General features: G+C 74.4%; 15 protein-coding genes. 12 read left to right on the top strand and 3 right to left on the bottom strand.

The window, feature by feature from the left end; all coding sequences use genetic code 11:
- The first annotated feature begins 114 nt into the window (after nucleotides 1-114).
- On the top strand, nucleotides 115-768 hold the full coding sequence (locus ACW0Q9_RS20640) for a TMEM175 family protein (protein WP_456183714.1): 654 nt from the start codon (nucleotides 115-117) through the stop codon (nucleotides 766-768).
- Here the strand turns inward: ACW0Q9_RS20640 and ACW0Q9_RS20635 are convergent.
- Together ACW0Q9_RS20635 and ACW0Q9_RS20630 are read right to left on the bottom strand one after the other, a co-directional pair.
- Nucleotides 749-2,350 carry a phytoene desaturase family protein gene (locus ACW0Q9_RS20635; protein ID WP_456183712.1) on the bottom strand — a complete coding sequence of 534 codons (1,602 nt, stop codon included), beginning with the start codon at nucleotides 2,348-2,350 and terminating at the stop codon, nucleotides 749-751. The genes ACW0Q9_RS20640 and ACW0Q9_RS20635 overlap by 20 nt on opposite strands.
- A gap of 76 nt (nucleotides 2,351-2,426) precedes the next feature.
- Complete coding sequence (locus tag ACW0Q9_RS20630) at nucleotides 2,427-3,269, bottom strand: YhjD/YihY/BrkB family envelope integrity protein (protein WP_456183710.1); 843 nt, start codon at nucleotides 3,267-3,269, stop codon at nucleotides 2,427-2,429.
- A 50-nt stretch (nucleotides 3,270-3,319) separates the two neighbouring features.
- On the opposite strand from ACW0Q9_RS20630, the gene ACW0Q9_RS20625 reads away from it, so the two are divergent.
- From ACW0Q9_RS20625 to ACW0Q9_RS20605, 5 genes are all read left to right on the top strand, one after another.
- Nucleotides 3,320-3,862 carry a GNAT family N-acetyltransferase gene (locus ACW0Q9_RS20625; protein ID WP_456183708.1) on the top strand — a complete coding sequence of 181 codons (543 nt, stop codon included), beginning with the start codon at nucleotides 3,320-3,322 and terminating at the stop codon, nucleotides 3,860-3,862.
- 121 nt (nucleotides 3,863-3,983) lie between these two features.
- A complete protein-coding gene (dxr, locus tag ACW0Q9_RS20620) occupies nucleotides 3,984-5,195 on the top strand; it encodes a 1-deoxy-D-xylulose-5-phosphate reductoisomerase (protein ID WP_456183706.1) in 1,212 nt (403 codons plus the stop codon).
- Nucleotides 5,195-6,442 (top strand): M50 family metallopeptidase, encoded by a 1,248-nt coding sequence (locus ACW0Q9_RS20615; protein WP_456183704.1) that lies wholly within the window; start codon nucleotides 5,195-5,197, stop codon nucleotides 6,440-6,442. Before dxr ends, ACW0Q9_RS20615 begins: the two co-directional genes overlap by 1 nt.
- 9 nt (nucleotides 6,443-6,451) lie before the next feature.
- Complete coding sequence (gene ispG, locus ACW0Q9_RS20610) at nucleotides 6,452-7,627, top strand: flavodoxin-dependent (E)-4-hydroxy-3-methylbut-2-enyl-diphosphate synthase (RefSeq protein WP_456183702.1); 1,176 nt, start codon at nucleotides 6,452-6,454, stop codon at nucleotides 7,625-7,627.
- A 162-nt stretch (nucleotides 7,628-7,789) separates the two neighbouring features.
- The gene (locus tag ACW0Q9_RS20605; RefSeq protein WP_456183700.1) at nucleotides 7,790-8,017 is read left to right on the top strand and encodes a hypothetical protein; all 228 of its coding nucleotides are present in this window, start codon (nucleotides 7,790-7,792) and stop codon (nucleotides 8,015-8,017) included.
- A 63-nt stretch (nucleotides 8,018-8,080) separates the two neighbouring features.
- On the opposite strand, the gene ACW0Q9_RS20600 is transcribed toward ACW0Q9_RS20605, so the two are convergent.
- A complete protein-coding gene (locus ACW0Q9_RS20600; RefSeq protein ID WP_456183698.1) occupies nucleotides 8,081-8,671 on the bottom strand; it encodes a PadR family transcriptional regulator in 591 nt (196 codons plus the stop codon).
- A 121-nt stretch (nucleotides 8,672-8,792) separates the two neighbouring features.
- Here ACW0Q9_RS20600 and ACW0Q9_RS20595 point away from each other — a divergent pair, with 121 nt between their 5' ends.
- The 6 genes from ACW0Q9_RS20595 to ACW0Q9_RS20570 form a co-directional block, all read left to right on the top strand.
- On the top strand, nucleotides 8,793-10,019 hold the full coding sequence (locus ACW0Q9_RS20595) for an MFS transporter (RefSeq protein WP_456183696.1): 1,227 nt from the start codon (nucleotides 8,793-8,795) through the stop codon (nucleotides 10,017-10,019).
- Between the two features lie 78 nt (nucleotides 10,020-10,097).
- Nucleotides 10,098-10,937, top strand: a complete 840-nt coding sequence (locus ACW0Q9_RS20590) for a GNAT family N-acetyltransferase (RefSeq protein WP_456183694.1) — start codon at nucleotides 10,098-10,100, stop codon at nucleotides 10,935-10,937.
- A gap of 122 nt (nucleotides 10,938-11,059) precedes the next feature.
- Nucleotides 11,060-11,752, top strand: coding sequence for an ATP-binding cassette domain-containing protein (locus tag ACW0Q9_RS20585; protein WP_456183692.1), 693 nt, complete (start codon nucleotides 11,060-11,062; stop codon nucleotides 11,750-11,752).
- On the top strand, nucleotides 11,749-13,899 hold the full coding sequence (locus ACW0Q9_RS20580) for a YhgE/Pip family protein (RefSeq protein ID WP_456183690.1): 2,151 nt from the start codon (nucleotides 11,749-11,751) through the stop codon (nucleotides 13,897-13,899). Before ACW0Q9_RS20585 ends, ACW0Q9_RS20580 begins: the two co-directional genes overlap by 4 nt.
- A 10-nt stretch (nucleotides 13,900-13,909) precedes the next feature.
- Nucleotides 13,910-14,503: a TetR/AcrR family transcriptional regulator gene (locus tag ACW0Q9_RS20575; protein ID WP_456183688.1), complete on the top strand. Its 594-nt coding sequence runs from the start codon at nucleotides 13,910-13,912 to the stop codon at nucleotides 14,501-14,503.
- Nucleotides 14,504-14,593: 90 nt separating this feature from the next.
- On the top strand, nucleotides 14,594-16,371 hold a 1,778-nt coding region (locus ACW0Q9_RS20570; protein ID WP_456183686.1), incomplete at its 3' end, for an ABC transporter ATP-binding protein.

Raw genomic sequence — 16,371 nt, 5'->3', positions numbered from 1 at the left:
CCTGCCCGCGCCCTCCCCCACGCCGCCCCCGCCGGGTGACCATCAGGTCGGGAAGGGGGCGGCGTGGCGGAGGGCGCGGGCAGGAGCGGGTACCGGTTCGGGCGCGACCGGGAGATGACCCGGGACGCCTCGCGGGTGGAGACGTTCAGCGACGGTGTCTTCGCCGTCGTGCTGACGGTGATGGCCGTCGAACTGCTGCAGAACGGCCCGGCCCGGGATCCCGGGCGGGAGCTCCCCGACGCCCTCGTCCAGGCCTGGCCGACCTACCTGGCCTACGTCATCACCTTCGTGATCGCCGGCCAGATCTGGCTCGGCCACCACAACATGTGGCGGTACGTGGTCCGGGTCGACCAGGTCCTGCTGATGTTCAACCTGCTCGTGCTGCTCTTCGTGGCGGCGATCCCGTTCACCGCCGACCTGCTGTCGGACAACCTGCGCGGCAGCGCGACCGAGCAGCGGCTGACCGCCGCCCTCTACCTGGGCACCGTGCTGGGCGAGTCGCTCTTCTTCAACCTGAGCTGGTGGTGGGCCCGCCGGCACCGGCTGCTCCACCCCGACCTGGACCCGCAACTGGCAAGGGCGGTCTCGCGGCGGCTCGTGATTCGCCCGCTGCTCTACACGGTCGCCTTCGCTTTCGTCTTCGTCGACCCGATCCTCAGCCTGCTCCTCTACCTGCTGCTGCTCGTCGGCCTCTCTCTCATCCGCCGCCCCGGCGACCTGCCCCGCTCCGCCGAGGCCGGCGGTGCGGTCAGCGACCGAGGTCGTTGAGGATGCGCTGGGCGGCGTTGTGGCCGGCCGCGCCGATCACGCTGCCGGCCGGGTGGCAGCCGGCGCTGCCCGCGTAGACGCCGTCGATCCCGGTGGCGTAGGGCATCCGGTCGGTGAACGAGACGGTGTTGTCGACGTGGTGGATGTGCCCGCCGGTGATGCCGAAGTGGGCCTCGATGCCCGGCGGGGGCAGCGGCACGGCGTCGGCGATCAGGTCGCGGGTGCCCGGGGCGTACCGCTCGCAGATGTCGATGAGGCGGTCGACGTAGCCGGGCAGCGCGGCGTCCCAGGTGGTGCCGGCCAGCTCGTAGGGGACCGACTGGACGAAGAGCGCCGACGAGTGGTGCCCGGCGCCGTCGGAGAGTGACGGGTCGACCGTGGTGTGCAGGTACCACTCGATGGTCGGCTCCTCGGGGAGCCGCCCGGCCTGCACGTCCGCCCACATGGCCCGCAGCGCGGCCATCGGCGGCTCGCCGCCGGCCCCGACCAGCGAGGCCGAGCCGGGGAGCAGGTGGATGGTGGAGCCGAACGGGCTCGGCGCGTCCGCCGGCAGGCAGGAGAAGCGGGGCAGGCCGGTGAGCGCCAGGTTGAGCTTGAGCGTGGTGCCGGGCCGGCGGACCGCCGTCATCCGCGCGCCCAGCTCCGCCGGGAGCGCGCCGTCGGGCAGCAGCTCCATCAGCCGGTACGGGTCGCAGGCCCCGAGCACCACGGAGGCGGCCACGTGCCGGCCGTCGGCCAGGGTGACCCCGCTCGCCGCGCCGCCGTCGAGCGTGACGGCGCTGACCGGCGTTCCGGTCAGGATGCGGGCCCCGGCGGCGCGCGCGGCCTCGGCGAACGTCCGGGAGACCGTGCCCATGCCGCCCTGCGCGATCATCCAGGTGCCGCCCGCACCCGGCAGCCGGCACATGTTGTGCACCAGGAAGTTGTGGCCGGTGCCCGGGTCGTCCGGGCCGGCGTTCAGCCCGGAGAGGCCGTCGGTGACCGCGTACATGCTGACCAGCAGCTCGGAGCGGAACTCGAAGCGGGCCAGGTAGTCGGCGACGGAGCCGCGGACCAGATCGACGAAGACCTGCCGGAGGGCGGGCCGGACGTACCGTTCGGCGGTCTCCTCCGCCGGCAGCGGCTCGGTGAGCCAGGCCGGGGCCAGGTCCTCCCGGAGCTGGGCCAGTTCCGCCTGGAGAGCGTCGTCGGCGCCCGCGTCGGCGGGGGAGAACATCTCCGCGAGCTGCCGCCGACTCGCCGCGGCGTCGCTGCCGAAGAGCAGGTACGGCGAGCCGAGCCCGCCCGGGGTGGGCAGGAAGTAGTGCGGGTCGCGGCGCAGCACGGGGATGTCCACGTCGAGGGTGGCGAGCAGTTCCGGCGGCATCAGCCCGAGGAGGTAGGACCCGGTGGAGTGCCGCAGCCCGGGCACCTTCGGGAACGGGTTCTCGGTGCGGGTGGCCCCGCCGATCACCTCGGCCGCCTCCAGCACCAGCACGTCGAGGCCGGCGCGGGCCAGCAGGGTCGCCGAGACCAGGCCGTTGTGCCCCGAGCCGACCACGACGACGTCGGCGCGGGACGGCAGCTCACTCGCTTCGCTCATGCCCGCGCAGCCTAGTCCGACCGAGCGGCCGGCGGGAGGGAGCGGCTGATCGAGCTGTCATCGGGACCGACGCCGGTCAGGCGCGCGCCGCCGCCCGGGCGGCCCGCCACCGGCTCAGCGCCAGGGTGGCCGAGTAGCCGGCCAGCACGATCACGTGGAACAGGTAGAGCCAGAGCAGCACCGCGACCCCGCCGCCGATCTCGTCGAACCCGCCGAAGGGCGCCCCCAGGTCCAGCGGCAGCGAGCAGAACAGCACGAAGCCGTGCAGGAAGCCGGAGAGGTTCGCCGCGGTGAACGAGCCCAGGCCCAGCGTGGCGAGCCAGTCCGGGGCCGCCGGCCCGACCACCCGGAACACCCACACCAGCACCGGAGTGAGCACCAGCCAGGTGGCCAGGAAGGAGAGCACCACGCCGAGCGCGCCCAGCCAGCCGCCCTGCCGGACCAGGTGGGTGGTGAGCGGCAGCGCCAGCAGGATCGACAGCAGCAGCGCCGGGGCCGGGGCGAGCAGCGGGAGCAGCAGCAGCCGGCCCCGCCAGCCGACCAGGTTCTCGGCCTGGCCGCGCGGGATGGCGACCGAGACGAACGCCCGGCGCAGCCCCTCGCCGTAGAGCGACGCCGGCAGCAGCGAGGCCAGCGCCAGCAGCGGGGTCAGCCCCAACCCGGCCTCCACCAGCGCGGCCACCGCCCGGTTGGCGCCGATGTCGGTGGGCAGCGTGTCGATGGCGTACCCGGTGAGCCGGCGCACCCGGTCGTTCCCGGCCACCAGCCCGGTGAGCCAGATCGCCAGCAGCGCCACCGGCACCACGGCGATCGCCCCGTAGAAGGTGATCGCGGCGGCGTGCAGCGAGAGGTCGCGCCCGCGTACCGGCCGGAACGCCGCGCCGATGATCCGTCTCGTCCGCTGCCACCGCTCACCCATCGCCCCTCCGTTCCCCCTGGGACGACCCGGCACGCATTACGATCCGGCCTGTGATCACCTCGACCGAGCGGCTGGTGGTCCGGGACTGGACGGAGTCGCCGGACGACCTGGCCCGGATCTACGACATCTATTCCCGCGACGAGGTGATGCGCTGGCTGGGCGGCGGCGCGGGCCGGATGACCGACCCCACCGAGGCGCGCGAGCGGCTGCACTCCTGGCGCGAGCGCTACGCCCCGTACGCCGGCCGCTGGGGCCTCTGGGCGATCGAGCCGCGGGAGGCCGGCCGGGCGGCCGGCAGCGTGCTGCTCAAGCCGCTGCCCGGGCGCGACGGGGTCACCCCCACCGACGACATCGAGGTCGGCTGGCACCTGCACCCCGACGCCCAGGGGCACGGCTACGCCACCGAGGCGGCGCGGGCCGTGCTGGAGCGCGAGTTCGCCACCGGCACCCGGCAGGTCTACGCCGTGGTGATGGCCGGCAACGAGCCGTCGATGGCGGTGGCCCGCCGACTCGGCATGACCCACCTCGGCACCCGCACCGACTGGTACGGCGGCGCCGACCTGGAAACCTTCGTCCTGGCCCGCCCGTCGTAGCCCGGTCGTGGTGCGGGGGCGACGCCGCCGGGGCGTGGCGGAAGCGCTGCGCGGTCGCGTTCGCCAAGCGGGGAGTGAGGCTCCCAGCGGGCGTTCAGGAGGGCTGGGGAAGAATGGGCGGGTGACGTCACCCCGCTCCCTCGTCCTGCTCGGCTCGACCGGCTCGATCGGCACCCAGGCCATCGACATCGTCCGGCGCAACCCGGACCGCTTCCGGGTGGTGGCCGTCGGGGCCGGCGGCGGCAACGTGGAGCTGCTCGCCGCGCAGGCGCTGGAGCTGGGCGTGGAGGCGGTCGGGGTGGCCCGGGCGTCCGCCGCCCAGGACCTCCAGCTCGCGTTCTACGCCGAGGCGAGCCGGCGTGGCTGGGCCACCGGCGACTTCAAGCTTCCCAAGATCGTGGCCGGGCCGGACGCCATGACCGAGCTGGCCGGGTGGCCCTGCGACGTGGTGCTCAACGGTGTGGTCGGCTCGCTCGGGCTCGCGCCGACCCTCGCGGCGCTGCGCGCCGGGCGTACCCTCGCCCTGGCCAACAAGGAGTCGCTGGTGGCCGGCGGCCCGCTGGTGAAGGCCGCGGTGACGCGACCGGGGCAGATCGTCCCCGTGGATTCCGAGCACTCGGCGCTGGCGCAGTGCCTGCGGGGCGGCACCCGGGGCGAGGTGCGCCGGCTCGTGGTGACCGCCAGCGGCGGCCCGTTCCGAGGCCGGCGGCGCGAGGAGTTGACCGAGGTCACACCGGAGCAGGCGCTCGCACACCCGACCTGGAACATGGGGCCGGTGGTGACGATCAACTCCGCCACCATGGTCAACAAGGCCCTGGAGGTGATCGAGGCGCACGAGCTGTTCGACGTGCCCTACGCCGACATCGAGGTGATGGTCCACCCCCAGTCGGTGATCCACTCGATGGTCGAGTTCACCGATGGTTCCACGCTCGCCCAGGCCAGCCCGCCGGACATGCGGCTGCCCATCGCCCTCGGCCTCGGCTGGCCGGACCGGGTGCCCCGCGCGGCCGCCGCGGTGGACTGGACGAAGGCACACACCTGGGAGTTCTTCCCGCTCGACGACGCCGCCTTCCCGGCGGTGGCGCTGGCCAAGGCGGCCGGCGCGGCCGGGCGCTGCCGGCCGGCGATCTACAACGCGGCGAACGAGGAGTGCGTGGCGGCATTCGTGGCCGGCCGGCTGCCCTTCCTCGGCATCGTCGACACCCTTCAGCGCGTGCTGGAGGACGCTCCCGACTTCGACGAACCAGGTACCGTCGAGGACGTGCTCGCCGCCGAATCGTGGGCACGGGCGCACGCCCAGGAGATCATCGTCGGGTCGGTGGAAGGAGCCTGATGAGTTACCTGCTCGGGGTGGCGCTGTTTGCCCTGGCGATCCTCATCTCGGTGAGCCTGCACGAGGCGGGGCACATGCTCACCGCCAAGGCGTTCGGGATGAAGGTCACCCGCTACTTCGTCGGCTTCGGCCCGACGCTCTGGTCGTTCAAGCGGGGCGAGACGGAGTACGGCGTCAAGGGCATCCCGCTCGGCGGCTTCTGCAAGATCGTCGGGATGACCCCGCAGGACGACGACGTCGAGCCGGGGGACGAGAAGCGCGTCATGTGGCGCTACCCGGTGTGGAAGCGGACGATCGTGATGTCCGCGGGTTCGATCACCCATTTCGCCCTGGCCCTGGTGACCCTCTGGATCCTCGCGGTCTCCGCCGGCCTGCCGAACCCGAAGTTCCCGAGCACCGAGGACGGCTTCAAGGCCGAGCCGGCCGTGATCGCGCTGGCCCCGTGCGTGGTGGTGGAGAACGCCGCCCGGGGCTGCCAGGCCGACGACCCGGCCAGCCCGGCCGCGAAGGCCCAACTCCAGGACGGTGACCGGATCACCGCCGTGAACGGCCGGCCGGTCTCCACCTGGGGCGACATGCTGGACGTGGTCCGCGGCACCAAGCCGGGCGCGGCCACCGTCGACTACGTCCGGGACGGCCGGCCGGCCACCGCCACCGTCGACCTGGCCGCCGTGCAGCGCCCGCCGCTGGGCGACCCGAAGGGCGCCACCTCGGCGGTCTCCGCGCTCGGCGTCGCGCTCCAGCCCACCACACCGACCCGGGTCCAGTACGGGCCGGTCGGGGCGTTCGGCGCCACCGCCGACTTCACCGGCAACATGGCGGTGCAGACCCTGCACGCCATGCAGCGGATTCCGCAGAAGGTCCCCGCCCTGTGGACCGCCGTCACCGGCGGCGAGCGGGACGTGGACACCCCGATCAGCGTGGTCGGCGCCAGCCGGCTCGGCGGCGAGGCCGTGGAGAACAACGCCTGGCTGTTGTTCTTCATGCTCTTCGTCTCGCTGAACTTCTTCATCGGCGTGTTCAACCTGCTGCCGCTGCTCCCGCTGGACGGCGGCCACATCGCCATCGCCTGGTTCGAGCGGGCCCGCTCCTGGCTCTACGCCCGCATCGGCCGCGCCGACCCCGGCCGCGTCGACTACCTCAAGCTCATGCCCCTCACGTACGCGGTGATCCTCATCGGTGGCGCGTTCACGCTGCTGACCGTCACCGCGGACGTCGTCAACCCGATCACGCTCTTCTCAAGGTGAGTGCCTGAAGTGACCGCTGTCAGTCTCGGTATGCCCCCCGTACCGCCGCCGCCGCTCGCCCCGCGCCGGGCCAGCCGCCAGATCATGGTCGGTTCGGTGCCGGTCGGTGGGGGCGCGCCGGTCTCGGTGCAGTCCATGACCACCACCCTGACCGCCGACGTGAACGCCACCCTCCAGCAGATCGCCGAGCTGACCGCGTCGGGTTGTCAGATCGTCCGGGTGGCCGTGCCCTCCCAGGACGACGTAGAGGCGCTGCCCGCGATCGCCAGGAAGTCGCAGATCCCGGTGATCGCCGACATCCACTTCCAGCCGAAGTACGTCTTCGCGGCGATCGACGCCGGCTGCGCGGCGGTCCGGGTGAACCCGGGCAACATCCGGCAGTTCGACGACAAGGTCAAGGAGATCGCCAAGGCGGCCGGTGACGCGGGCGTGCCCATCCGGATCGGCGTGAACGCCGGCTCGCTGGACAAGCGTCTCCTGGCCAAGTACGGCAAGGCCACCGCCGAGGCGCTTGTCGAGTCGGCGCTCTGGGAGTGCTCGCTCTTCGAGGAGCACGGCTTCCGGGACATCAAGATCTCGGTCAAGCACAACGACCCCGTGGTGATGATCCGGGCCTACCGGCAGCTCGCCGAGAAGTGCGACTACCCGCTGCACCTGGGCGTGACCGAGGCCGGTCCGGCGTTCCAGGGCACCATCAAGTCCGCGGTGGCGTTCGGCGCGCTGCTGGCCGAGGGGATCGGCGACACCATCCGGGTCTCGCTCTCCGCCCCGCCGGTCGAGGAGATCAAGGTCGGCGCCGCGATCCTGGAGTCGCTGGGCCTGCGCGAGCGGGGCCTGGAGATCGTCTCCTGCCCGTCCTGCGGCCGTGCCCAGGTCGACGTCTACAAGCTGGCCGAGGAGGTCACCGCCGGCCTGGAGGGGCTGCCGGTGCCGCTGCGCGTCGCCGTCATGGGCTGCGTGGTGAACGGCCCGGGCGAGGCCCGCGAGGCCGACCTCGGTGTCGCCTCCGGCAACGGCAAGGGCCAGATCTTCGTCAAGGGCCAGGTCGTCAAGACCGTCCCCGAGAGCCAGATCGTGGAGACGCTCATCGAGGAGGCGCTGCGCATCGCCGACGAGATGGGCGCCGAGATCCCCGAGGAGCTGCGCGGCCTGGTGCCGGGCGGCGCCGCGGTGACCGTGCACTGACACCGATCCGCCGACCACGTGCGGCCGTCCCCACCCGGGGGGCGGCCGCACGTCTCGTCTCAGGCTCGCGCCACCGCCCGTGGCACGGCGGCGAACTCGGAGAGGGTGTACCACCGGGGCAGGGCCCGCCGCAGCGCCGCGCGGCGGGGGGTCACCGATCTCGTGCAGCGCCGGGAGACGGTCACCGTGGACCGGTTCGCCGCTCCCGAGGAGTTCCGCGACTACTTCAAGGCCCACTACGGGCCGACGATCGCGGTCTACCGGGCGAACGCCGCGGACCCCGAGCGGGTCGCCGCTCTCGACCGGGGCCTCGCGGACCTGGCCCGGCGGCACCTCGACGCCGGGGTGATGCGCTGGGAGTACCTGCTGGTCACCGCCCGGCGCGGCTGACGGCGGCGCCGGCCGGGGTGGCGGTCCCGTGGCCACCCCGGCCGGCGAACGTCACGCGCGGACTCACTCGGACTCGGCGAGGATGGCGTACAGCTTGCGCCGGGTCTCGTCGAGCACCTGGGCGGCGCGCGCCCGCTGGTCGTCGGTGCCGGTCATCATGACCTGCCGCAGCGCGTGCATCGCCTGCGCGCCGGCGTCGCGGATGTCGTGCCAGCTGTTCACGGTCTGCTCGGCGAACTCGCCCCACGGCGGGGTCTGCGCCGCCTCGGCGGCCTCGGCCTGCCCCTGCTCGGTGAGGGCGAACCGCTTCCGCCCGCCGTCGGAGTCCGCGGCGGCGGCGATGACGCCCTCGTCCTCCAGCAGTTGCAGGGTCGGGTAGATCGAGCCGGGACTGGGCCGCCAGGCCCCGCCGGTCCGGGAGTCGATCTCCTGGATCATCTCGTAGCCGTGCATCGGCCGCTCGGTGAGCAGCGCCAACACGGCACCGCGCACGTTGGGCCGGCGGCCGCGCCCGCGACCCCGACCACCCCGGCCGTGACCGTGACCGTGCGGTCCCGGCGGGAACGGCGGCGGCCCCGGGGGTACGGGCGGGAAGCCGAAGCCCCGCATCCGCATCTCGTCGTGCATGGCGTGCATCCGTCGGTGGAAACCCATCGGGCTCTCCTCTTGGCGTCGTATCACTGATGCATCAACGATATATCGGCAATGCATCGCCGACAAGCCAAAGAGTGAGACGGGTCCGCAAACCGTACGTACGTCTTGCTAAGGTGTCGGCGTGCGCCTGCTTCCCGAACCGGGCCCGTCCCGGACCCTCGCCCTGTCCACCCTGATCAACACCGTCGGCCGGGGCACCTGGCTCACCGCCAGCGCGCTGTTCCTCACCCGCTCGGTCGGGCTCACGGTGACCCAGGTCGGCCTCGCGCTCACCATCACCGCGCTGGTCAGCCTGGTGGCCAGCACACCGATGGGCTACCTGGCCGACCGCCTCGGCCCGCGCGGCCTCCAGATGGCCGCGCTGCTCGCCTCGGCGGGGTTCACCGCCGCACTGGTGGCCGTTCGCTCCTTCGCCGGATTTCTGGTGGTCGGGGTGCTGATGGCGGTCGCCGACGCGGCGACCCGGGGCGCCCGGGGCGCGCTGATCGCCGGCGCGGTGCCGCCGGACCAGCGGGTGCGCACCCGGGCCTACCTGCGCGCGGTCACCAACGTCGGGATCTCGGTCGGCACGGTGCTGGCCGGCTTCGGCCTGGCCGCCGACACCCGCACCGCGTACGTGTCGCTGATCCTGCTCGACTCCGCCACCTACCTGCTGGCCGCGGCGGTGCTGCTCCGGCTGCCCGCCGTGCCGCCGGTGCCGGCGCCCACCCACGGGCCGCGGCTGATCGCCCTGCGGGACCGCCCGTTCCTCGCCTTCACGGTGCTGGACGGGCTGATGTCGATGCACTTCAGCCTGATCAACATCGCCCTGCCGCTGTGGATCGCCGGGCACACGACCGCGCCGCGCTGGCTGATCTCCGCCTGCCTGCTGGCCAACACCGTGGTGGTGGTGCTCTTCCAGGTCCGCGCCTCGCGGGGCACCGAGGACCTCGCCGGGGCCGGCCGGGCGGCCCGCCGGGCCGGCGCGGTGATCGCGGTCGCCTGCGCGCTCTTCGCGGCCGGCGGGGGCGTGCCCGTCGCCGTGGCGGTGCCGTTGCTGCTCGGCGGCGCGCTCGTGCACGTGGTGGGGGAGCTGTGGCACGCGGCGGCCGGCTGGGGCATCTCGTTCGGGCTCGCCCCCGCCCACGCGCAGGGCCAGTACCAGGGCGCGTACGGGATGGGCATGCAGCTCGGCTCGATGGTCGCCCCGGTGGTGGTGACCACCCTGGCGATCGGCTGGGGCGTGCCCGGCTGGCTGCTGCTCGGCGGGCTGTTCCTGGTACTCGGGGCGCTGGTGCCGCCGGTGGTGCGCTGGGCCGCGCGGACCCGGCCCGCCGTGCCGGACGCGGAACCGGTTACGGTCGGCTGAGCCGCCGCTCACCACCGATCGTCCGGCGTCTTCAGGTCGGCCCGCGCGGGGCCGGGTGCATCTGGCAGGCTGGTATCCGTGCTCACGCTTCCGGTACGCCAACTCGGGGAGTCGGAGCGCCGCGCGGTCGAGCGGCTGCTCGACCTCGACCCGTACGCCGGGGCGCAGGTCGCCGAGCGGGTCGCGGCGCGCGGGCTGGCCTGGTGGCGGGCCGAGGGGCGGATCCTCGGCTACGGTCCGCGCCGCAACCTGGAGTCGATCTGCTGGCTCGGCGGCAACCTGACGCCGGTGCTCGCCTCCGAGGCGGCGGTGGCCGCCTTCGCCGAGCAGTTGAGCGCGGAGGAGCGGCTCTGCTCCTCGATCGTGGGCCGCGCCGACGCGGTGCTCGGGCTCTGGGACCGCCTCTCCGCCTACTGGGGGCCGGCCCGGGACGTACGCCCGAACCAGCCGCTGCTGGCCACGGACGCGCTGCCCGTCGTGGCGCCCGACCCGGACGTCCGCCGGGTACGCGGCGGTGAGGTCGACCGGCTCTTCCCGGCCGCGGTGGCGATGTACACCGAGGAGGTCGGGGTGTCGCCGCTGGCCGAGGACGGCGGGCGCGGCTACCGGCGGCGGGTGGGCGACCTGGTCCGCGCGGGCCGGGCCTACGCCCGGTTCGTCGACGGCAAGGTGGTCTTCAAGGCCGAGTTGGCCGTGGTCACCCGGCGCACCGCGCAGGTGCAGGGGGTGTGGGTCGCGCCGGAGTGGCGCGGCCGGGGCATCGCGACGGCGGCGATGGCGGCGGTGGTGCGGGACGCGCTGGAACGCGTCGCGCCCACGGTGAGCCTCTACGTCAACGACTTCAACCTGCCCGCCCGCCGGGTCTACGAGCGCTGCGGCTTCCGGCCCGTGGGCACGCTCGCCACCGTGCTGTTCTGAGGCCGCCGCCCGGCGGCATGGCCGGGATCACGCCGCTTCATCTTGCGCCGAACCGGACAGTCGACGCTATGCTGGCCATGTTTTTGTACTGACCAGTCAGTTCAGATGTCGGGAACGGTGCGATGAAGATCGTTGAGGCCAGCGGGCTGGGGTTGCGCACCCGCCGCGGCTGGGTCTACCGGGACGTCGATCTCACGGCCGAGGCCGGCGAGCTGCACGCCGTCACCGGGCCGCCGGGCAGCGGGCGCACCTCACTGCTGCTCGCCCTGGCCGGGCGCTTCCCGCACACCCACGGGGAGCTGCGCCGCCGTGGCCCGGCCGCGCTCGGGCAGGTCGCCGGTGTGCACGAGCCCGACCCCACGCTCACCGTCGCCGAGCACATCCAGGAACGGCTGCTGCTGCTCGGGCCGGTACCGCGCCGCCGCCGGCAGCTCGTCCCGGTCGCCGCCGTGCGGGCCCGGCGGGTCTACCGCCGCGACGCCTTCGCCGCCGCGATCGCCGGCGCCGGCTTCACCGACGCCCCGCTCGACCCCGACCGGTACGGCCGCGACCTCACCCCCGTCGAGCGGCAGGTGCTCGGGCTGGTGCTGGCCAGCCTCGGCGGCCCGAACCTGATCGTCGCCGACGACGTGGACGCCGGCGCGGACGCGCCCGAGCGGGCGTGGATCTGGGCCGCCCTGACCCGCCTCGCCGACCAGGGGTACGCCGTCATCGCCAGCGCCCGCGCCGTCGAGCCGGGCGCGACCGCCGTCGCCCACCGGATCGGCGACCCGACCCTGCCGAGCCCGGCCCTGACCCCCGAGGTGACCGCATGAGCGTCGTTCGACTCGCCCTGTTCGAGCTGCGCCGGATGACCCGGGGCCGGCTGCCGCGCGCCGCGCTCGCCGTCCTCACGGTCATCCCGCTGCTCTACGGCGCCCTCTACCTCTACGCCTTCTGGGATCCGTACGGGAACCTCGACCGGATCCCGGTCGCCCTGGTCAACGCGGACCGGCCGGCGAAGGCCGGTGACGGCAGCGAGGTGCACGCCGGCAGGGACCTCACCGACGAACTGCTCGACCGGAAGGTCTTCGGCTGGACGGTGACCGATGAGGACGACGCCGCCGACGGGCTGCGCGACGGCCGCTACCACCTGGTCTTCTCCATCCCGGCGGACTTCTCCGCCACCCTGGCGGCCAGCCCCGAGCCAGACCGGCCCGCCCGGCGGGGCGAGCTGAAGGTGGTCAACGACGACGCCACCAACTACCTCTCCGGGCTGCTCGCCCGCTCCGCGTTCAGCGAGATCCGGGCCGCCGCCGCGGAGAGCACCGCCGCGTCGTACTTCGACAAGATGCTGATCGGCTTCACCGACGCCAAGGCCGAGACGGGCCGGGCCGCCGACGGCGCCGGGAAGATCCACGACGGGCTCGGCACCTCCCAGCAGGGCGCCGGCCAGCTCGCCGACGGGCTGGGCACCGCCGAGGACGGCGCCGGGCAGCTCGCCGGCGGGCTGAACACCTCGGTGCAGGGCGCGACCAGGCTGGCCACCGGCCTGGATCAGCTCTACACCGGAGCGGCGCAGATCGCCGACGGCGCCAACCGGGCGGCCACCGAGACCCGCGCCGCCGCGCAGCAGGTCGACGCCGCGGCCGACAAGTACGAGCCGCTGCTCCGCAGGAACGCCGGCGACATCCAGCGGGCCGCCACCCTGGTCGCCGAGGGCGCGCAGGCGCTCGCCGACGGGCTCGACGCGCTGCCGGCCCGGGCCGACGAGGTGGTCGGCCAGGCCGAGAAGGTGCGCGACCGGCTCGACGCGCTGGTCGAGGAGCACCCGGAGCTGGCCGACGACCCGAACCTGGTCGCCGCCCGCAAGGCCGCCGACCAGGCCGTCACCGCGGCCCGGGCCATGGTCTCCGCGCTCGACAAGACCGACCTCGCCGCGCTCAAGAAGCAGATGACCGAGGTCGCGAAGACCGCCCGGCAGGTGGCCGCCGCCGCGCCGCACCTGGCCGACGACGTCGCCTCCGCCCGGGCCAAGGTCGACCAGCTCGCCACCGGGCTCACCACCCTGGCCCAGGGCAGCGCCCAGCTCCGCGACGGGCTCGGCGACGCCGCGGACGGCGCCGACCAGCTCCGCGGCGGCCTCTACCGGCTCGCCACCGGCGCCCGGCAGCTCGACGGCGGCCTGGCCCAGCTCAGCACCGGCGGCAACCGGCTCGCCGACGGGCTGACCAAGCTGGAGGGCGGCGCCGGCGACCTCGCCGACGGGCTCGCCGCCGGGGAGAAGAAGCTGCCCGGGTACGACGACGCGGGCAGCCGCGCCGAGATCCTCGGCGACCCGGTCGGCCTGATCCGTCACTCCGACCACCCGGCCGGCTCGTACGGGGTCGGCTTCGCCCCGTACTTCCTGGCCCTGGCGCTCTGGGTCGGCGCGATGATCACGTACATGCTGCTGCGGCCGGTCAACCGGCGGCACGTGATGTCCGGCGCGCCCGGCTGGCGGGTCGCGCTCGCCGGCTGGCTGCCCGCCGCCGCGATCGGGCTGGCCCAGGTGGCGGTGCTCTACACCGTGGTCACCCTGGCCCTGGGCCTCGACCCGCGGCACGGGCCGGCGACCTTCGGGCTGCTCGCGCTCACCTCACTGGCGTTCACCGCGATCATGCAGCTGCTCGGCGTGGCGCTCGGCCCGGCCGGCCGGCTCGCCGCGCTGGCCCTGCTCATGCTCCAGCTCACCTCCTCCGGCGGCACCTACCCGGTCCAGACCTCGCCCGGCTTCTTCCAGGCCGTCCACCCCTGGCTGCCCATGACGTACGTGGTGGGCGGCCTGCGGCACACCATCAACGGCGGGCCGGCCGCGCCGGTGGTCACCGGGGCGCTGGTGCTGCTCGCCTTCGGGGTGGGCGCCATGGCGCTCACCGTCGGCGCGGCCCGCCGGTCCCGCCGGCTCACCCCGGCCAAGCTGCACCCCGAGCTGACCATGTGAGGATGGGCGGGTGACGGACGGACGGACCCGCCGGCGGGAGGACACCCGCCAACGCCTCTTCGTGGCGGCGGTGGAACTCATCGCCGAGCAGGGTTTCTCCGCCACCACCGTGGACGACATCGCGGCCCGGGCCGGGGTGGCGAAGGGGACCGTCTACTACAACTTCGAGTCCAAGACGGTCCTCTTCGAGGAGCTGCTGCGGCACGGCATCGGCCTGCTCACCGCCGACTTCCGGGCCGCCGTCGCCGGGCTGCCGCCGCGCGAGGCGCTCGCCGCGCTGGTCCGCGCCGAGCTGGAGTACATCCGCCGCTACCGGGCCTTCGCCCAGCTCCTGCTCTCGGAGATGTGGCGGACCAACCGGGAGTGGCAGCAGACCCTGCGGCTGCTGCGCGGCGAGGCCATCGAGGTGATCGCGGAGACCGTACGGGCCGGGGTGGCCAGCGGCGACCTCCCCGCCGACCTGGACGTGCGCACGGCCAGTTCGGCGCTGTTCGGCGTCGGGCTGGTGGTGGCCGTCGACTGGCTGGTCTTCCAGCCGGACCGGCCCCTGGAGGACGTGCAGGAGGCGCTGCTCGGCATCGTCCGCCGGGTCGCCCAGACGTGACAGCGCGCCGGTAAATCGTTTGAGCGGCCAGGTCCGGCTGGGCGAGGCTGGGGGTACCGCCCCCACCGACCCGAGTCCGGAGGACTGTCCATGCGCCTGCTCCGCGATCTCCGGGCCACCGCGCCGCGTCGGCTGGCGCTCGTCCTGTTGCTGATCGTGCTCGGGGCCGGGGGCCAGGCGGCAGCCTCGGCGCTGGCCGGGCCGGTGCTCGTCCACCGCTCGTTCGGCTGGTTCACCGCGCTGGCCGTGGCGCTGGTCGCCGCCGTGGTCACCGACCTGCTCATCGGCCTGCTGATGGCCGGCCTCACCGCCGACTGGTCCGCCGACGTCCGCCGCCGGCTGTGCCGGGTCGCGCTCGGGCAGGACCTGCCCACCCTGGAGACCACGCCGGTCGGGGAGCTGCTCGACCGGATCGACAACGACGTCTACCAGGTCGCCGCCGAGATGCGGAACACCGGCGTACGCCTCGTCCAGGGGGTCGCCGTCTGCCTCCTCGCCACGGTCAGCGCGCTGGTCGTCTGGTGGCCGGCCGGCGTCGGGATGATCCTGCTCACCGCGCTGCTCGGCGTGACGCTGCGCCGCCCCACCGCCCGGATCGCCCCGGCCCGGATGGTGGAGGAGGAGGCGTGGTCCGACCTGGCCGCCGTGATGGAGGAGGCGGTGCACGGCCAGGACGACGTGCGCACCAGCCTGGCCCGCCCGTACGTGCTCCGCCTCTACGCCCGGCGGGCCGCCGAGGTGATCTCCCGGGGCGGCCGGGTCTTCCGGCTGTCCGCGCGGGTCACCGCGCTGGCCGCCGGCGGCGTCCGGGTCGGCATCGCGGCCGTGGTCCTGGCCGGCGCGTGGGCCCTCGCCACCGGCCGGGTGGACGCCGCCCGGCTCACCGCGATCTGGCTGCTCGCCCTGGCGTTCGGCGCGACCGTCGAGCACATCGCCCGCTGGGTGCCACACCTGCAGCAGGCGCTCGGCGCGTGGGCGCGGGTGCAGCTGCTCGCCGGCTCCCGGCAGGAGCCGACCGGCGGCGCCGTCCCGGTCGACGGCGACCTGACCGTCCGGGGGCTCACCTTCCGCTACCCCGCCACCGGGGACGAGCGCGGGCCGGCGCTGCGGGACGTCACGCTCGCCTTCGCCCGCGGCCGCTCCTACGCCCTGGTCGGCCGCACCGGATCCGGCAAGTCGACGCTGGCCAAGGTGCTCACCCGGGCCGTGGACGTGCCGCGCGGCACCGTCTTTCTGGGCGACACCGACCTGGTGGACCTCGACGTCGAGGCGCTGCGCCGGTGGATCGCCGTGGTGCCCCAGCGCACCGAGATCCTGGCCGGCACCCTCGCCGAGAACGTCGCGCTCTTCGACCCGGACCTGCTCGACGACGCCACCCGGGCGCTGGAGGAGCTGGGACTGGCCGGCTGGATCGCCGAGCTTCCCGACGGGGTGCACACCCGGCTGGGCGAGGGCGGGCACGTGCTCTCCGCCGGGCAGGAGCAGCTCGTCGCGTTCGCCCGGATCCTGGTCCGCGACCCGCACGTGGTGATCCTCGACGAGGCCACCGCCCGGCTCGACCCGGTCACCGAGAACCGGGTACGCCAGGCCACCGAACGGCTGCTCACCGACCGGATCGGCGTCGTCATCGCGCACCGGCTCTCCTCGGTGCGCCGCTGCGACGAGGTCGTGGTGATGGCCGACGGCGCGGTGCTGGAGGCCGGCCCGCTGCGCGAGTCGGCCCGCTTCGCCGAGCTGCTCGCCACCAGCCACGCCAGCGCCTACGCGGGCGCCGGCGCCCGCCGCGGCGGAGTGGAGCTGCTGGACGGCCCCGACGGGTGGCCCGACGAGCCGGCCGAGCCGGTGGAGTCGACCGGGCGCGCGCCAGC

This window comes from Micromonospora sp. I033 (assembly GCF_053890995.1).
This window is presented reverse-complemented; position numbering and strand designations above follow the sequence as displayed.